This window comes from Hyphomicrobium sp. (genome assembly GCF_035572195.1).
GTDB lineage: Bacteria > Pseudomonadota > Alphaproteobacteria > Rhizobiales > Hyphomicrobiaceae > Hyphomicrobium_B.
Genome location: NZ_DATNBA010000012.1, coordinates 1 through 17,157, shown reverse-complemented (window position 1 = coordinate 17,157; position 17,157 = coordinate 1). Strand labels below are relative to the sequence as shown.

The window sequence follows — 17,157 nt, the reverse complement described above, 5'->3', positions numbered from 1 at the left end:
CAAAAAGTCGTTCAGCAAGAGCCTTTTCGCGAGTGGGCCGTCGTCCGCCAACAGCGTTTTTCTTCGCTGCCGTAGAATTTTGTCGCATTCACTCTACTCCCTGGATTCCAGCAGTAGGCATTCGCCCTGTGTCGCCCCATTAGAATGGGGCTCTTGATTTGGTGCCCGGATATTCAGTTAACAAGTTCGTGTCCGTTCGACGGTTCGCCTCATGATCTTCGCGCACAAACTTCTGTATGATCCGGCATCGCCCAAGTCGATACCGGACTGCACGCTATTCAAAACCTACGTGCGCATTTCAAGATCGGATGCCGCACGATGCCGATGGTCGCAGAAAAGGTTTGTGCTAACGCCGTAGCCCCGGCGATCGTTCCATCGATCTGCTGAAGGCGCCCTTCAACTGGAGTTGTCTTCTACGAACTCGACATGCTTCGGATCAAATGCCAGATATCCCGCTATCTCTGTGACCGAGGGTTTAGGCGTTTCATAGCTCCAGATCGCATTCTGCGCCGTCTCCCTTTCGGAGCCGATGGAAAAATAGTTTGCCTCTCCCTTGTACGGACAGTGGGTCTTTAACGGCGATACCGTCAGCAACGTCATGTCAACGTCCACGCGCGGAATATAGTGAACGCCAGGATACGATGCTTCGTGGAGCGTCAAAGCATCGATCGTATCGGCGACGACTTTGCCATTCCAAAGCACGCGCAGACGCCCCGGGTGCGGAACGATGTGAATCGGGTGGTCAGGCACGGACGTCTCCAATCACAGCTTTTTAAATCTCATAAGTCGGCAGCCTCGAGGCCGCCCTATGACGTGCCGACGCGCGTATCTGCACCATCCCGGTTGCATCTTCGACCGAATTTTCCCGATGCATTGCAGAGCTTGGCAAAACGCATGCCCACTCATATTCCGGCATACCATTCGTAGCCACGGTCTTCCCAAAATCCGCCGTTGCCGCCACCTATTGCCGAGAAGCTAGCGACGGCCTCGATCCGCATCACGTATTTCGCCATCTTGTAACCGAGTTGCCGCTCGACACGCAGCCGCAGTGGTGCGCCATACGGAACCGGCAACGTCTGCTCGTTCATATCATAGGCGAGAATGGTCTGAGGATGGAAAGCATCGATCAGATCGATGCTCTCGTAGTAAGGCGCGCCAGGGCTCATCATATCGGCGCAATGAAAGACCAGATAACGCGCGTTAGGCTTCAGACCGACACTCTGCAACAGCGGGCCAAGTTGGGCGCCTTTCCATTTCCCGATGGCGCTCCAGCCTTCGACGCAATCGTGGCGCGTGATCTGCGTGCGCGACGGTAAACGGCGAAGTTCATCTAGGCTCAACGATGTCGGGCGTTCGACGAGGCCGTCAATCTTCAGCCGCCAGTTCGCGAAACCGTCGCGCACCATGGTCTGATAGGACGCATCCTCAACGTTGATCGAGCCGTTGGCCTTGAAATGCTTCGATAGCTCGCTTTCGCTGAATTCGCGCGCCATGGATCGATGTGAGAGCACGAAGCGTTGCACACGCTGTGTCGCGCCTTCGGCTTTGCCCAGAATGTCGCGAAACGTCGGTGATTGCGAAAGCTGATCGCAACCGCCGAGGAGGAGGGCCCCGCCGGCCGCCGAAATGCGTGTCAGAAAACCTCGGCGGTTCAGTCCAGATTGAGCACTCATCGGTTACTCCGCCGGCTCGATGCGATAGCGCCCGGTGATCATCGAGCGCATGTTGTTCCAAACGCCCGACACCAGCACCATCCCGACATGGATGATGACGAACAGCACAATACCCGTCGCGCAGAGGAAATGGATCGTGCGCGCCGACTGTCGTCCCCCGAATACCTCCACGAGAAACGGAAACGCCGCGTCGAGCCCCGGCGACATCGTCAGTCCCGTCAATACGACAAGCGGCAGCAGTACGAAAATAACCGCGAGATAAGCGAGCTTCTGAAGAACGTTGTAGTGCTTCGCCTCTTCGCCTTTGGGGAATCTCAACCTGATGTGCTCGAGAATGTCATGACCGATATTTCGCAATTGCGGTCGCGACGGAGCAAGATCGCGCTTTATGTGTCCGCTCCAGAGCGAGTATGCGAGATACGCGAGGCCGTTCAGAACAAAAGCCCAAGCGAAGAAGAAATGCCAGCGTCGCCCCGTGGCGAGGTCACGGTATGATGGCAAGGTGATCCAGCTTGGAAACCCCCGCGCCTCCAGTTGACCGCCGGCGCTTGTCGACAAACCAAGCACGCCGGTCGTATCAAAGGTCGTGTTGCCGATGGTCGTCAGGCCGACCGGCGTTCCGTCAGCCTTTTGCGCCGCGCGCATCACCAGCACCGCGTTCTCGGGGACTGAATTGTTCCCGAAATAGAGACGCGAATGAGCATTGAAGATTTGCAGGCCGCTCATCAGTAGCACGAGCAAGCACAGCACGTTGACCCAATGAGTGAGGCGCACGACAAGCGCATGCCGGAAAATGACGCTTTCGCCAATCGCCTTGTTCTCAGCGTCCATGCCGATCTTCCGTTGAGAGGTCGAAGTGCGTCGCCCGTGGCGCGACGTCGGACTATACGTCGGCCCTGCTGCAAGTGTTTCAGCTTCTTGTAAAATTCATTGTGACGGAATGCACACCGGCCCGGTTACGGCCAAATGGTCTGGCTCGGTGGATAGGCCAGGAGAAGAAAAGTGGAGTCACCCCGACCCCTGTAGTACCGGGGTGCTCCCTTTCCGCCACAGCATTGGGGGCAGTTGCACTGAGGGAGTGTGCATGCTGTGGCCTAGCTTTTACCGAGAAGTCGGCGTTCGGTTTCACAATGCGGCAACATAATCGCGCCGCGATCATTTCCGTGGCCAATTTGTAATGAATCGCGCACCAACACCGAAGGCATCGAGCCATTGAATAGGAACTTTCGCTCTGCATCGCCGGTTGAATGGGATGTGGGCGCAGGAGGAGAGCAGGATGAAGCATTTGACAGTATCCGTCGGCAAACAGGTTTTGGCACTTTTGACGGTCACTACCTTGACCGGTTTGTGGGCAACATCTGCGACCGCCAAAGAGCTGACCGTCGACATCAATAGTGTTACCGCCGCCGGCATCGGCGACAAGATTGGCACGATCGTCATCGAGCAGAAGCAAAAAGGACTGTCGTTCAAGGTCGACCTTACCGGCATTCCGGCTGGCGAGCACGGCTTCCATCTGCACGATAAAGGCGACTGCAGCCCGGGAACGAAAGACGGAAAGCCGACAGCCGCGCTCGCCGCAGGCGGTCATTATGATCCCGCAGCAACCAAAACGCACGCCGGGCCGATGCGCGAAGGACACAAAGGCGACCTTCCTTTCTTGACCGCGACGGACAAGGGCGTGAACGTGGTCGTCACTGCCCCGCATCTCACCCTTGCTGACGTCAGCGGCCGCGCGCTTCTCATCCACGCAGGCGGCGACAACTACACCGATCATCCGGAGAACGGCGGCGGCATGGGGCGCATCGCCTGCGGCGTAGTACCGAAGGAATGAATGCAATGCGTCACGCTAGGATTTTGTTGCGACCGATCTTCGCCCTGACACTGGTGGCGGCTTGGTCAGCAACATCGTTCGCCCAGACGCCGGCGCCGCCGTCAGCCCCCGAAAACGCCAAGCCGGAAGCCGCGCCAACACCTGGCGATAAATCGTCCGGCGTACCGTTGAGCAAGAAGCTCGACGAGAACGAGGGCGTGTTAAAGCCGCCCCACGACATCGATCCTAAAATGAATAGGGGCGCGCCAGCCAAAACCGGCGACAAGATGCCGGTGATCATTCCGCCGGGCGAACCGGGCGGCGATCAGAGCATTCAGCCGAAGTGATCGCCGCCGATGAGCCGCAACTATTCCGAATGCGTTTGCAACGTCGATGTCTCGATGATTGAGGTTGCGGGTCGCGCCGCGGGATCGGATGCGATCTTGACACTGCTTCCGGCGTTCTCCCTGGCGCGCGTTAGGAAGCTTTGCAGGCTCGCGCCCCAGAGGTCCCAACCGCGCCGATCATCGGCAATCGTGTGACCCTCGACACCGTAGGGCGGCAAGATATGTTCCTCGACGCTACCTCCGGCCTCGCTCCATACCTGCGCCAAGCTCTTCGCAAGTTTGGGTCCGAAATAGGAATCGTTTTTCGCATAGAACCAGATCGTTGGCTCGCGCGCATGAGTCCCATAGGCGCGTGCGGCTGCAAGCAATTCTTCCGTTCCGCAGATGGCGTTTGGCTCTCCATACGCGTGACCGCCGCGGCCGCCGGCAAAATTGACGATGGCCTGCACTTGCGGAAGGTTGCGAGCCGCAAGGGCCAGAGACGCCCACCCCCCCGTCGACATTCCAACGACGACGGCGCCATCGGAAGCGACGAACGGTTGCTTTGTCATGTAATTGACGGCGGCGGCAATATCATCAGCCGCGACCATACCCGAGGCGTAATGATCGGGGTGCTCGCACGTTCCGATCGACTCAGAGAGTGGTCCGCCGGTCGCGCCATGTCCGCGACGCTGCGGCAGCACGACAACGTAACCGCGTTCAACAAACCAGCGCGATAGCCAGTAGTAGACTGGCATTGAAACAGCGAGCCGTGTCATCTCATCGGTGCCGTGATTGATGACAACCAGGGGACGCCGCTTCTCCGTCCCCGACGCGTCGCCCTTGGGCCGGAAGACCGTAGCGCGCATGTCCCGGCCGGCTTCGCCGCTCGGCAGCACCCAAAGCTGCTCGCGCATGCGCGAACCCTCTGGGCCGAAGGCACCGAATTCATGCTCGGTGGCCGATGACGATCGAGACAGAACCGTCAAGCCGATCGTCAGAAAAAGCATGAGTAGAGTTGCTTGGCCCGCTGTTCGGGCCAGCAAAATTCCCCGTGCGTCGCTCATGTAGATCAATCCCCGTTGGCATGCGCTGCGCCGCAGCATTGGACCCCGCTACTTTCCTCGCGTCAAGCGGCCCCGTGCAGTTGTTCAGGGACGACGTGAAAACCGAGGAACTTGCACCTCGACCGGCGGTTTATCGACCGTGCAGTTACGCGCGGCCACGTCACAAAATGAGCGTTGAGCCGCATGAATTCAGGCTCTTTCGATGCAATCAGATAATGTCTTGGAGGTAATGACCATGAAGTGCATTACACTTGCTGTCGCCGGAGCGGCGGCAATTTTTGCGAACGTGGCAATCGCAGGCGCTGCCACGAAGTCGCCGGATTCTGCGATGCGCCTCAGTCAAAGCGAATGTACGAATTTGTGGCAGCAGGCCAATCCGACCAACGCCAAGGGCCTGACTGAATCGCAAAGTGCGCCTTACGTCACCGACTTCAAAGCGGCCAATCCTGATGGCGACACGACCATCGACGCAAACGAGTGGATGACGGCGTGCAACAACGGTCTCGTGAAGAGTTCTTCTGGCAGCGGCGCTTCGCCGGGTGAATCAGGTGCGGCAAAACCGGCTCCTAAACCGATGCCGCCGACCGACCGATACTAACTTCTCACGCAAACAGAAGACGTTGGTTGGACGGGTGAAAGCCCGTCCATTTTTCGCGTCCAGGCTGCGTCTTTCCGTCCGCTGACGGTTGGCATCGGCGATCTTCGGAACAATCTCCGTCCAACGGCGTTGATCTGCTTGTGGCCGGGAAGGACATCCATGAAAATCGCGCAAGTTGGGCCGTTGATCGAGAGCGTTCCACCGAAGTTCTACGGAGGCACGGAACGCGTCGTCTCGTATCTTACCGAAGAACTCGTCGCTCAGGGTCATGACGTGACGCTTTTTGCAAGCGGTGACTCGATCACGTCGGCTCGACTAGTTCCCTGCTGCAAAGAAGCCCTGCGCTTGAACCCGGCCGTCCGCGATCCAATTCCCTACTATATGATGATGCTCGATCGGGTGCGCCGTATGGCGCCCAAATTCGATGTTTTGCATTTCCACATCGACCAATTTCATTTTCCGATATTTCACGCCGTCGCACGCAAAACGCTGACGACATTGCACGGCCGCCAGGATCTCCCCGACCTGCAGCAGCTCTATCACGCATTCCCCGAGATGGGCGTGGTTTCGATTTCCAACGCGCAACGCAATCCGATCCCATCCGCAAATTTCGCCGGAACTGTCTACCATGGCATTCCACAGCATTTGCATAAGCCTACGTTTACACCGCGCGGCGGGTATCTCGCGTTTCTTGGCCGCATCTCGCCCGAGAAGCGTCTCGATCGAGCGATCGAGATTGCACGCGCGGCCGGCTTTCCTCTCAAAATCGCAGCCAAGGTCGACGCCGTCGACGTCGATTACTTCGAAACCGCAATCAAACCCTTGCTTCACGGTGACGATATTCATTTCGTCGGAGAGATCAGCGACCGCGAAAAAGCAAAGTTTCTCGGTGAGGCTTCGGCACTTTTGTTCCCCATCGATTGGCCGGAACCTTTCGGCATGGTCATGATTGAGGCGATGGCGTGCGGCACTCCGGTCCTCGCGTTCGATCACGGCTCCGTTCGGGAAGTCGTCGACGAGGGCATTACCGGTTACGTCGTCAATAGCGTCGAGAGTGCTATCGCGACGATCCCTCGCCTACTCGCCCTCGATCGTCATCGGGTTCGCCGTCAGTTCGACGAGCGGTTCACCGCAACGAGGATGGCGAAATCTTACCTGGCCCTCTATGCGCACTCGTTCGCGACCACGGCGCGGATAGAGATGCACACGAGCAATCTCAAGCCGTCGCGCGAAACGACGGTCAATTGACCTAGGCCCCAAGCATCGTTTAGGAGAGTGTCGAGTTACGTCACTTACGGCGCGTTTTGAAGGAAAATATCTATGGCCCGCGCGCCGAACCTGCACAGTCTCGAACATGACAATGAGGAAGAGGAATTCCTCATTGCGGCGACAGACGGCTCAGCTCGGGCGCATCAGACGCTGAAGCATGACGATGCCTTTGCCGTCCTCGATACCCACGGCGACATCGGTGCGCTCGGCAGTACAAGCGACGGATTGTTTTTCAAAGATACGCGCTATCTGTCCCGCCTCGAACTTCTGATGGCGCGAAGCGCGCCGCTACTGCTTGGTTCGGCAGTGGATAAGACCGATGTTCAGCTTTGCAGCGATCTGACCAATCCCGACGTTTATGCTGACGGCGAGCTCTGGCTGCACAAGGACGCCATCCACGTTTTCCGAACGAGTTACGTCCGCGACGGTGCAATCCACCAGCGGCTGCTATTTACAAATCACAGCAGCGCCGACCTGAAACTTTCCGTAACGATCATCTTCGATTGCGACTTTGCCGATATTTTTGAAGTGCGCGGCATGCGGCGCGACAAGCGCGGCACGGTCGAGCGCACGGTGCAATCGGCGCATTCGGTCAACTTTGCCTATGCGGGATTGGATGGCGTCACGCGCCAGACGGCAATTCGCTTCGAGCCGCAGCCGTCGGCGTTGAAGGAAACGGCGGCGCTCTATCGTCTCGACCTCCCCCATAAAGCCACTGCGACGTTGTTTTTCAGCGGCACCGCCGAGACCGGCCGATCCTCACCGGCGTGTTCCTATTTGAAAGGCTTGCGGGACGCGCACCGATCGTTGCGGCGTGCGGAGGTCGGAACTACGAGCGTCGATGTTTCAAACCCCGAGCTCGATTCCGTTCTCAAGAAATCGCTGGCCGACCTACGTTTGCTGACGACGAATACCGATGACGGGCCCTATCCCTACGCCGGCACGCCCTGGTATTCGACGACGTTCGGGCGCGATGCCTTAGTGACTGCACTACAAATTCTCTGGCTCGATCCATTGCTCGCGCGCGGCGTGCTGCGCCGGCTGGCGCGGTTTCAAGCGCATGACTTCGACGCCGACGCAGATGCGCAACCAGGCAAGATCCTGCACGAAATGCGTGACGGCGAAATGGCGGCGCTGCGTGAAATACCTTTCGGTCTCTACTACGGCAGCGTCGACTCGACGCCACTCTTCATTGTCGTCGCCGGCGCTTACATCGCGGCGACCGGCGATAAAACGTTCCTTCGCGAAATATGGCCGTCGGTCGTGCGGGCGCTCGAGTGGATCGACGGACCCGGCGATCCCGACCGCGACGGTTTCGTCGAGTACGCGCGGGAAACAGATCGTGGGCTCTCCAACCAAGGCTGGAAAGACAGCCACGACGCCATTTTCAATTGCGACGGCAGCTTGGCCACTGGTCCAATCGCCCTCGTCGAGGTTCAGGGATACGTTTACGCGGCGAAAGTCGCGGCGGCGCGTATGGCTTCAGACCTTGGACTCGGTAGCCGAGCCACGGAACTTTTGGAACAAGCAGCAACGTTGCAGCAGAATTTCGAGCGCCACTTCTGGTGCGAAGATATCGGCTTTTACGCCGTCGCACTCGATGGCAACAAAAAGCCGGTGGGTGTTCGATCGAGCAACGCCGGTCACGCCCTGTGCACCGGCATCGCTTCAAACGATCGTGCCGCCAGCGTGGTCGGTCAGATTTTGAAGCCCAACTTCTTTTCCGGGTGGGGTATCCGCACGATCGCGACGTCGGAATCGCGTTATAATCCCATGTCGTATCATAACGGATCGATCTGGCCTCACGACAATTCAATGATCGCCGCGGGCTTTGCGCGTTACGGATTTAAGCGGGACATCGAACCGATTTTCGACGGCCTCCTCGACGCGGCACTAACGATGGACCAGCGCCGGCTGCCGGAACTGTTTTGTGGATTCCGGCGGCGCAGCGGTCGCGCCCCGGTTTTGTACCCCGTTGCGTGCTCGCCGCAGGCTTGGTCGAGCGGTGCCTTGTTTCACATCCTGAGTTCGATGCTGGGCTTCGACATCGATGCCGCGACGCGCACGCTGACGCTCAACTCTCCTTACCTGTCGCCGAGAGCGGGAACGATATCGATCAAGAATATGCACATCGGATGCGGCTCGGCCGACTTTATCGTGCACCGCAGAAACGGCGCCGTCGTTGCCGAAGTTACTGACTCCCGCGCCGGGGCCAAGGTCATTATGGCGTGAGCTAAGCCAGACAGTGAGACCTCTACGCGGCCTGCGTCTAGCGCTAAGCCGCGGCTGTCCGCAAATGTGCCTTGGTGTCGAAGAACAGAGCCTGGCTGATGATGGCCATGACCGTCTCGCGCTGGAATGGCTTGGAGATCAAAAAAGTCGGCTCCGGGCGCTCACCGGTCAGAACCTTTTCCGGATAGGCTGTGATGAAGATGATCGGGATTTCGTGCTTCGCGACGATCTCCCTCACCGCATCGAGCCCACTGCTGCCGTCGGCAAGTTTTACGTCCGCCAGAATGAGTCCGGGCTTACGGCGTTTGACGGCGGCAAGCGCTTCTCCTTTGGTCGTCGCGACGTCCTGGACCGTGTGGCCGAGACTGCCGACGATCGTCTCCAGGTCCATCGCAATCAACAGTTCATCCTCGATGATGAGAATGTTGGTGGCCACTTGATGGGCTATCTCCTGGCCGGCAATATCGAGAAGGCTTTCAACATCCTTCTCGCTGACTTCGAGAATGCGTGCGGCTTCCGCTGCCGTGAATCCCTCGACCGCCACTAGCAAGAACGCTTGTCGCGGCAATGAACTGATCGAATTGATCCGCCGCTCCGCCACGGCCAGCGATCCATGGTCGTCTTGCTCGCCACCACCCGTCAATCTTACCGAGTTCCAGACGCGCAAGAAGAGGTGGTAAAGGCTCACCCGCGGCGGCAAGTCGGTCGCGAAGTCCGAAGGAGTAGCAATCAAACCTTCCAGCAAGGTGGCGACATAGGCGTCGCCCGCCTCCTGACTGCCGCTCAGTGTCCTCGCAAACCGCCGTAGGTAGGGCAAATGCGGACGGATTGTTTGCGAAATCGACATTACACTGCACCTCCCGAGCCGGCGGCCTCCCAAAGGCCACCCGCCAAACTGCTCCGGAACCCAAACGTATTAAAATTGGAGAAGTTCCCATCGCAGGAACCATTTTCAGTGGGTGACGTTCGCTTTGTAACGACCCGATCGCCCCGCGGAATGTTGCGACGAAAATGGGTATTTTCGAAGGCGAGGCGCAGCCCCAAATCACTCACGATCGAGCTTTTCATCATGCCCATTATGCAGCAAGGCCTCGCCGCGCCAGACGGAATTTCTTTAGTCGAAACCGAGGGTGATCCGATCATATCGGAGATTCAACGGTCTGAAGTGGCGCATCTGCCTGGAACCGCCGCGCAGCTCATCGGTGAACGCATGCGTGCCATGTATGCGAAGTTGGTGCGTGAGCCGGTCCCTGGTCAACTTCTTGAGCTTATTCGCCAGCTTGAGAACAAGGAGCGGTCCGAGTGACAGAAAACCCCGGCTTCGGCGACGAGTTGATAAAGGCGATCCCGAATTTGCGAGCCTTTGCACACTCGCTGAGCGGCGATTCGAGCCTTTCCAATGATCTCGTGCAGGAAACCTTGCTGAAAGCATGGTCGCACAAGCAGTCCTTCGTCCCGGGTTCAAATCTCAAGGCGTGGCTGTTTACTATTCTGCGCAACACGTTTTTCACGCACTACCGTAAGTCTCAACGTGAGGAACTTGATGAAGATCAAGCCGCCATGAACGCCAGCGTTCCGGCGACGCAATTGATGCATCTCGAATTCGATGACATGCGGTCGGCCCTGATGCGCCTTTCGCCCGATCACCGCGAAGCGCTCCTACTGATAACCGCGGAAGGATTTTCTTATGAGGACGCGGCGCGCGTTTGCGGCTGTGCCGTCGGAACGATGAAAAGCCGGGTGAACCGCGCACGAAGTCGGCTCGTCGACGAAACTACCAATCACCATAAAGCCGACGAACTTCGGCCGGCCAAAACTTCGACAAGCCGCTAGTCCACGACTTTGACAGGCGATTTCACAATTTACCTCTCTGCGTCGCGGGCAAACACTCGAAGAGATCGCCGAATGTTTGATATGCCTTGGAAAAAGCCAATTTTCGGCCACCGTCGCTGAGCATTTGGTACGCCGCTGGCGATAACTCGCGGCTCACGAACCAACCAGCGCCAATCTCCTCGCCCACAGATCGGGCGAGGTCATCCGGATATTCGTAAGTAGTGAGGCAAGTCCGATCATCGAAGCAGTTGGAACTTTTCCGGCAGCCACTGCGTTAGTTGGTGTTTACGTACGTCTCGAGGGGAGTCTTTCATGTCGGAGCAGCTCAGCGCCGCCGGAGCCGATCGCTTTCTGAATGCTCCCAACGCTGTGCTTGTCGAAATCCTCCAGAAGCTGCAGGCCGTTAAAGCCGGAGACTTCAGTGTTCGCCTCCGCGGCGATTGGGACGGCCTACCGGGCAAGATTGCCGACGCCTTCAACGACATCATCGCCAGCAATCAGCGCATGGCGGATCAGCTTCATCGTGTCGGCGAAGTGGTCGGCAAGGAAGGCATCACTAACCAGCGCATGACGCTCGGGATCACTAACGGCGCATGGGGTGAGATGGAGCAGTCGGTTAATTCCCTGATCGACGACCTCCTCCAGCCAACAACCGAAGTGACACGAACCATTGAGGCCGTGGCGCAAGGTGACTTGCTGCAACCTATGCGGCTTGATGTGAACGGCCGGCCGCTCAAAGGAGAATTCTTACGCTCCGCCACGATCGTTAACACAATGATCAAGCAGCTTTCGGTGTTCACGTCCGAAGTTACGCGCGTGGCGCGCGAAGTCGGCACCGACGGCAAGCTCGGCGGTCAGGCCCAAATCCGGGAAGTGACCGGTGTTTGGAAGGATTTGACCGAAAGCGTTAACTCGATGGCCTCAAACCTGACGGGGCAGGTGCGCAATATCGCCGAAGTCACGATCGCCGTCGCCAACGGCGACCTGTCAAAGAAAATCACCGTCGACGTGCGCGGCGAAATTCTGCAGCTCAAGGAAGCCATCAACACGATGGTCGAGCAGCTTCGCTCGTTCGCGGCCGAGGTGACGCGCGTCGCCCGCGAAGTCGGCACCGAAGGCCGCCTCGGCGGACAGGCCGTCGTTCCCGGTGTCGGTGGCACGTGGAAAGACCTGACGGATAACGTCAACCTGCTTGCCGCTAACCTTACTACCCAGGTCCGCAACATCGCCGAAGTGACGACGGCCGTGGCCCGCGGTGACCTTTCGCGCAAGATCACCGTCGACGTGAAAGGCGAAATCCTCGAACTGAAAAACACCATCAACACGATGGTCGATCAGCTCAATGGCTTTGCTTCGGAAGTGACGCGCGTTGCCCGCGAAGTCGGCACCGAAGGCCGGCTGGCCGGGCAGGCGACCGTGCCCGGCGTCGCGGGTACGTGGAAGGATCTGACCGACAACGTTAACTCGATGGCGGGCAACCTCACCGCGCAGGTGCGCAACATTGCCGAGGTCGCGACCGCGATCGCCAATGGCGACTTGTCGAAAAAGATCACGGTGAACGTCTCTGGAGAAATCCTGCAGCTGAAGGAAACCATCAATACGATGGTCGATCAGCTGAACGGCTTTGCTTCCGAAGTGACGCGCGTCGCCCGCGAGGTCGGCACCGAAGGCCGCCTCGGCGGACAAGCCGACGTGCGCGGCGTTGCCGGCACGTGGAAGGATCTGACCGACAGCGTCAACTCGATGGCCTCGAATTTGACGACGCAGGTTCGAAACATCGCCGAAGTGTCGACCGCGATCGCCAATGGCGACTTGTCGAAGAAGATCGACGTCGACGTGCGCGGCGAGGTCTTGGAGCTGAAGGAAACCATCAACACGATGGTCGATCAGCTCAACGCCTTCGCCGGCGAAGTCACGCGCGTTGCCCGAGAAGTCGGCACCGAGGGCAAGCTCGGCGGCCAAGCCGTCGTGCGAGGCGTCGCCGGCACGTGGAAAGATCTGACCGACAGCGTCAACTCGATGGCCTCGAACTTAACCGGACAGGTGCGCAACATCGCGGAAGTCGCGACCGCCGTGGCGCAGGGCGATCTGTCGAAAAAGATTACTGTCAATGTCTCCGGCGAAATCCTGCAGCTAGCCGAAACCATCAACACGATGGTCGATCAGCTCAACGCCTTTGCCGCCGAGGTGACGCGTGTTGCCCGCGAAGTCGGCACCGACGGCAAGCTCGGCGGTCAAGCCGAAGTACCGGGTGTGGCGGGCACCTGGAAAGACTTGACCGACAGCGTCAACTCGATGGCCGGAAACTTGACGGCCCAGATGCGTAACATCGCCGAAGTGGCGACCGCCATCGCCGGCGGCGACCTGTCGCGCAAGATCACCGTCGACGTCAAAGGCGAGATCCTGCAGCTCAAAGAAACACTCAACACGATGGTCGATCAGCTGAACCGCTTCGCCGGCGAGGTGACCCGCGTGGCGCGCGAGGTCGGCACCGACGGCAAGCTCGGCGGCCAGGCCGCCGTCCCCGACGTGGCCGGCACTTGGAAAGATCTGACCGATAACGTCAACTCGATGGCGTCGAATTTAACGGCGCAGGTTCGCAACATCGCGGAAGTCACGACGGCCGTGGCCCGCGGCGATCTCTCGCGCAAGATCACCGTCGACGTTAAAGGCGAAATCCTCGAGCTCAAGAACACCATCAATACGATGGTCGATCAGCTCAATGCCTTTGCTTCCGAAGTGACGCGCGTTGCCCGCGAGGTCGGCACCGAGGGCAAACTCGGCGGACAGGCACAAGTGTCGGGCGTTGCAGGCACGTGGAAAGACCTGACCGACAACGTCAACTTCATGGCCGGCAACCTGACGGCACAGGTCCGCAATATCGCCGAGGTGGCGACGGCGATCGCCAGCGGCGACTTGTCGAAGAAAATCACCGTCGACGTGCGCGGCGAAATCCTGCTGCTGAAAGAGACCTTGAACACGATGGTCGAGCAGCTTCGCTCGTTCGCCGCCGAGGTGACGCGCGTCGCCCGCGAAGTCGGCACCGAAGGCCGCCTCGGCGGACAGGCCGTCGTTCCCGGTGTCGGCGGCACCTGGAAAGACCTGACGGATAACGTCAACCTGCTTGCCGCTAACCTTACTACCCAGGTCCGCAACATCGCCGAAGTGACGACGGCCGTGGCCCGCGGCGACCTTTCGCGCAAGATCACCGTCGACGTGAAAGGCGAAATCCTCGAGCTGAAAAACACCATCAATACGATGGTCGATCAGCTGAACGGCTTCGCCTCCGAAGTGACGCGCGTTGCCCGCGAAGTCGGCACCGAAGGCAAGCTCGGCGGACAGGCACAGGTGCCCGGCGTCGCCGGGACCTGGAAAGACCTGACCGACACCGTCAACGTCATGGCCGCAAACCTGACCGAGCAGGTGCGCGGCATCGTGAAAGTCGTGACGGCCGTTGCCGAAGGCGATCTGAAGCCGAAGCTCACGGTCAAATCGAAGGGCGAAGTCGCGGCACTTGCCGAAACGATCAACGACATGACGGATACGCTGGCGCTCTTCGCCGACCAGGTGACGACGGTTGCGCGCGAAGTCGGCGTCGAGGGGCGCCTAGGTGGGCAAGCCAACGTGCCCGGTGCCGCCGGGACCTGGAAAGACCTGACCGGCAACGTCAATCTGCTCGCCGACAATCTCACCAACCAGGTGCGCGCCATCGCCGAAGTCGCGACCGCGGTGACGAAGGGCGACCTGACGCGATCGGTCCAGGTTGAGGCGCGCGGCGAGGTCGCCGAACTCAAAGACTACATCAACACGATGATCGACAATCTCCGTCTCACCACGGAGCGCAATACCGAACAAGATTGGCTGAAGACCAACCTCGCCCGCTTCACGAGCATGCTTCAGGGTCAGCGTGACCTTGTGACGGTCGGCAAAAAGCTGCTTTCCGAACTCGTGCCGCTCGTCAATGCGCACCAGGGCGTCATCTATCAATTCGATGCGACGACCGGGACGCAGTTGAAGCTTTTGGCGAAATACGCCGATAATGTCGGGGCGGGATATCCGGATCGACTCGAACTCGGATCAGGGCTCATTGGGCAGTGCGCCATTGAAAAACAGCGCAGACTTATAACCGATGTTCCTCAGTCGTCCGTAGCCATCGATGCAGTCGTGTTCAAAGCCCTGCCGCGTAGCGTCATCGTTCTGCCAATCACCTTTGAAGATCAAATCAAGGCCGTGATTTCTCTAAGCTCCTTGAACGAGCTCGAACCTGCACACCTTACCTTCCTTGAACAGCTGACCGTCGGCATCGGTATCGTCTTGAACAGTATCGAAGCGACGATGCAGACCGAAGGCCTGCTTACGCAATCTCAGGAACTCGCCGCCGAGCTTCAGGACCAGCAGAAGGCGATGCAGAAGACCAACGAAGAGTTGGCGCAGAAGGCTCAGCAGCTGGCCGAGCGAAATGTCGAAGTCGAGCGCAAGAACGAAGAAATCGATCAGGCCCGTCGCGCGGTGGAAGAAAAAGCCGCCGAGCTGGCGCTGACGTCCCGCTACAAATCCGAGTTCCTCGCGAACATGTCGCACGAACTCAGAACGCCGCTGAACAGCATCCTGATCCTTGGCCAGCAACTCGGCGACAATCCCGACCACAATCTGACGGACAAGCAGGTCGAGTTTGCGCGTACGATCCACGGCGCCGGCACAGATCTCTTGAATCTCATCAGCGACATTCTCGATCTTTCGAAGATTGAATCGGGAACGGTATCTGTCGATGCCGAGGAGATTGCCTTTAACAGCCTTCTCGAAGCGATTGCGCGACCGTTCCGGCACGAGGCCGAACGACGTGGCTTGACATTTGAAATGACCTTCGATGCTGACTTGGGCCGGACCATCTACACCGACTCGAAGCGCTTGCAGCAGGTCTTGAAAAACCTGCTTTCCAACGCGTTCAAATTCACTGGTCAAGGTCACGTGCGTTTCTCGATCAAGCCCGCGAACATGACTTGGAGTCCGGATCATCGGATCCTCGCATCCGCCTCGACCGTGGTCGCCTTTGAAGTCGAAGATTCCGGAATAGGAATTCCGATCGACAAGCAAAAGTTGATCTTTGAGGCCTTCCAACAGGCAGACGCGAGCACCAGCCGCAAGTACGGCGGCACGGGTCTCGGCCTGGCGATCAGCCGGGAACTCGCGCATCTGCTGGGTGGCGAGATTCAGCTTCGCAGCGAACCCGGTAAAGGCAGCACTTTCACACTTTACATTCCGCTGAAATATTCCTTCCCCCAGAGCGAAGGCCGGACTAAGTCCGAATCGATTTCGGCTGCGATCCAAGCGCAATCCATTACCGCTCTACCAGAACCCATCGACGACGATCGCAATCGCATCGTGGCCGGCGATCAGGTGCTGCTCATTATCGAAGACGACGCGAACTACGCCCGCATTCTTTTGGATGCCGCACGGGAAATCGGCTTGAAAGGCATCATCTGCCAGCGCGGCATCGACGCCTTGACGCTCGCGACCGATTATAATCCGACTGCCATTTCGCTCGATATCCATCTGCCCGACATTTTGGGATGGTCGGTACTCAGCCAGCTAAAACACAACCCGCTGACACGGCACATCCCGGTTCAGGTCGTGACGCTTGACGACGATCGCCACCACGGCCTCGCCAGAGGCGCCTTTTCATTCTTCACGAAGCCATTGCAGTCTAAAGATCTCAAATCGGCATTGCTGCACATCGCCAAGTTCTCCACGTCCGGTCGCAAGCGGCTGTTAATCGTCGAAGATGATCCAATTGAAAGCATGAGCGTCACCGAGCTTCTGAAAAGCGACGATATCGAGATACTGACGGCCGCAGATGGCAAAGCCGCAATTGAACTCCTCGGTCAGACGCAAATTGATTGCGTCGTTCTCGATCTTAAGCTGCCGGATATGTCGGGTTTCGAGATTCTCGAGTACATGAGCGGCGACGCGAACATGCGTGACATCCCGGTCGTCGTGTTCACGGGGCGCGAACTCTCCAACGACGAAAACCTGAAGATCAGGCAGCTGGCCCGCACGGTCGTCGTAAAAGGCGTTGAATCGCCAGAGCGCCTGCTTGACGAAACTGCGCTATTTCTGCATCGCGTCGTCGCGGAATTGCCTGAAGAGAAGCAAAAGCTCCTGTCGCGGTTGCATGGCACCGACGACTATCTTCTTGGCCGCAAGGTTCTGCTGGTCGACGATGACGCGAGAAATATTTTCGCGCTGAGCAGCCTGCTTGAACGCCGCGGTATGCAGGTTCTGACGGCCACAACCGGCCTCGAGGCAATAGAAACACTAAGTTCTACGGATGTCTCGATTGTGCTCATGG

The 17,157-nt window shown here is 58.5% G+C and carries 13 protein-coding genes; 8 read left to right on the top strand and 5 right to left on the bottom strand.

What is annotated here, in order from left to right; translation table 11 throughout:
• Positions 1 to 396: 396 nt before the first annotated feature.
• From VN623_RS01490 to VN623_RS01480, 3 genes are all read right to left on the bottom strand, one after another.
• Positions 397 to 750, bottom strand: coding sequence for a DUF427 domain-containing protein (locus VN623_RS01490; RefSeq protein WP_325567387.1), 354 nt, complete (start codon positions 748 to 750; stop codon positions 397 to 399).
• A 152-nt stretch (positions 751 to 902) separates the two neighbouring features.
• Positions 903 to 1,673, bottom strand: a complete 771-nt coding sequence (locus VN623_RS01485; RefSeq protein ID WP_325567385.1) for a molybdopterin-binding protein — start codon at positions 1,671 to 1,673, stop codon at positions 903 to 905.
• 3 nt (positions 1,674 to 1,676) lie between these two features.
• A complete protein-coding gene (locus VN623_RS01480; RefSeq protein WP_325567384.1) occupies positions 1,677 to 2,504 on the bottom strand; it encodes a cytochrome b/b6 domain-containing protein in 828 nt (275 codons plus the stop codon).
• Between the two features lie 445 nt (positions 2,505 to 2,949).
• Between VN623_RS01480 and VN623_RS01475 the strand changes: the two genes are divergently transcribed.
• Positions 2,950 to 3,504, top strand: a complete 555-nt coding sequence (locus VN623_RS01475; protein ID WP_325567381.1) for a superoxide dismutase family protein — start codon at positions 2,950 to 2,952, stop codon at positions 3,502 to 3,504.
• Positions 3,505 to 3,509: 5 nt separating this feature from the next.
• Positions 3,510 to 3,830, top strand: coding sequence for a hypothetical protein (locus VN623_RS01470; RefSeq protein WP_325567379.1), 321 nt, complete (start codon positions 3,510 to 3,512; stop codon positions 3,828 to 3,830).
• A 20-nt stretch (positions 3,831 to 3,850) separates the two neighbouring features.
• On the opposite strand, the gene VN623_RS01465 is transcribed toward VN623_RS01470, so the two are convergent.
• Entirely contained in the window at positions 3,851 to 4,876 is a 1,026-nt protein-coding gene (locus VN623_RS01465) for a dienelactone hydrolase family protein (RefSeq protein WP_325567377.1), read from the bottom strand.
• A 235-nt stretch (positions 4,877 to 5,111) separates the two neighbouring features.
• Between VN623_RS01465 and VN623_RS01460 the strand changes: the two genes are divergently transcribed.
• The 3 genes from VN623_RS01460 (at position 5,112) to VN623_RS01450 (ending at position 8,975) form a co-directional block, all read left to right on the top strand.
• Positions 5,112 to 5,474 carry a hypothetical protein gene (locus VN623_RS01460; protein WP_325567375.1) on the top strand — a complete coding sequence of 121 codons (363 nt, stop codon included), beginning with the start codon at positions 5,112 to 5,114 and terminating at the stop codon, positions 5,472 to 5,474.
• A gap of 159 nt (positions 5,475 to 5,633) precedes the next feature.
• The gene (locus tag VN623_RS01455) at positions 5,634 to 6,722 is read left to right on the top strand and encodes a glycosyltransferase family 4 protein (protein ID WP_325567373.1); all 1,089 of its coding nucleotides are present in this window, start codon (positions 5,634 to 5,636) and stop codon (positions 6,720 to 6,722) included.
• A gap of 72 nt (positions 6,723 to 6,794) precedes the next feature.
• Positions 6,795 to 8,975, top strand: a complete 2,181-nt coding sequence (locus VN623_RS01450) for a glycogen debranching N-terminal domain-containing protein (RefSeq protein ID WP_325567371.1) — start codon at positions 6,795 to 6,797, stop codon at positions 8,973 to 8,975.
• 43 nt (positions 8,976 to 9,018) lie between these two features.
• Here the strand turns inward: VN623_RS01450 and VN623_RS01445 are convergent, their stop codons facing one another.
• Positions 9,019 to 9,822, bottom strand: coding sequence for a response regulator (locus VN623_RS01445; protein WP_325567369.1), 804 nt, complete (start codon positions 9,820 to 9,822; stop codon positions 9,019 to 9,021).
• Between the two features lie 108 nt (positions 9,823 to 9,930).
• Between VN623_RS01445 and VN623_RS01440 the strand changes: the two genes are divergently transcribed.
• The 3 genes from VN623_RS01440 to VN623_RS01430 all read left to right on the top strand — a co-directional run.
• On the top strand, positions 9,931 to 10,281 hold the full coding sequence (locus tag VN623_RS01440; RefSeq protein WP_325567367.1) for a NepR family anti-sigma factor: 351 nt from the start codon (positions 9,931 to 9,933) through the stop codon (positions 10,279 to 10,281).
• The gene (locus VN623_RS01435) at positions 10,278 to 10,808 is read left to right on the top strand and encodes a sigma-70 family RNA polymerase sigma factor (protein WP_325567365.1); all 531 of its coding nucleotides are present in this window, start codon (positions 10,278 to 10,280) and stop codon (positions 10,806 to 10,808) included. Before VN623_RS01440 ends, VN623_RS01435 begins: the two co-directional genes overlap by 4 nt.
• Before the next feature lie 312 nt (positions 10,809 to 11,120).
• On the top strand, positions 11,121 to 17,157 hold a 6,037-nt coding region (locus tag VN623_RS01430; protein ID WP_325567363.1), incomplete at its 3' end, for a HAMP domain-containing protein.

Coding starts and splice junctions, on each gene's coding strand:
- VN623_RS01485 (WP_325567385.1), bottom strand. CDS start 1,673: ATGAGTGCTCAATCTGGACTGAACCGCCGAGGTTTTCTGACACGCATT.
- VN623_RS01480 (WP_325567384.1), bottom strand. CDS start 2,504: ATGGACGCTGAGAACAAGGCGATTGGCGAAAGCGTCATTTTCCGGCAT.
- VN623_RS01475 (WP_325567381.1), top strand. CDS start 2,950: ATGAAGCATTTGACAGTATCCGTCGGCAAACAGGTTTTGGCACTTTTG.
- VN623_RS01470 (WP_325567379.1), top strand. CDS start 3,510: ATGCGTCACGCTAGGATTTTGTTGCGACCGATCTTCGCCCTGACACTG.
- VN623_RS01465 (WP_325567377.1), bottom strand. CDS start 4,876: ATGAGCGACGCACGGGGAATTTTGCTGGCCCGAACAGCGGGCCAAGCA.
- VN623_RS01460 (WP_325567375.1), top strand. CDS start 5,112: ATGAAGTGCATTACACTTGCTGTCGCCGGAGCGGCGGCAATTTTTGCG.
- VN623_RS01455 (WP_325567373.1), top strand. CDS start 5,634: ATGAAAATCGCGCAAGTTGGGCCGTTGATCGAGAGCGTTCCACCGAAG.
- VN623_RS01450 (WP_325567371.1), top strand. CDS start 6,795: ATGGCCCGCGCGCCGAACCTGCACAGTCTCGAACATGACAATGAGGAA.
- VN623_RS01445 (WP_325567369.1), bottom strand. CDS start 9,822: ATGTCGATTTCGCAAACAATCCGTCCGCATTTGCCCTACCTACGGCGG.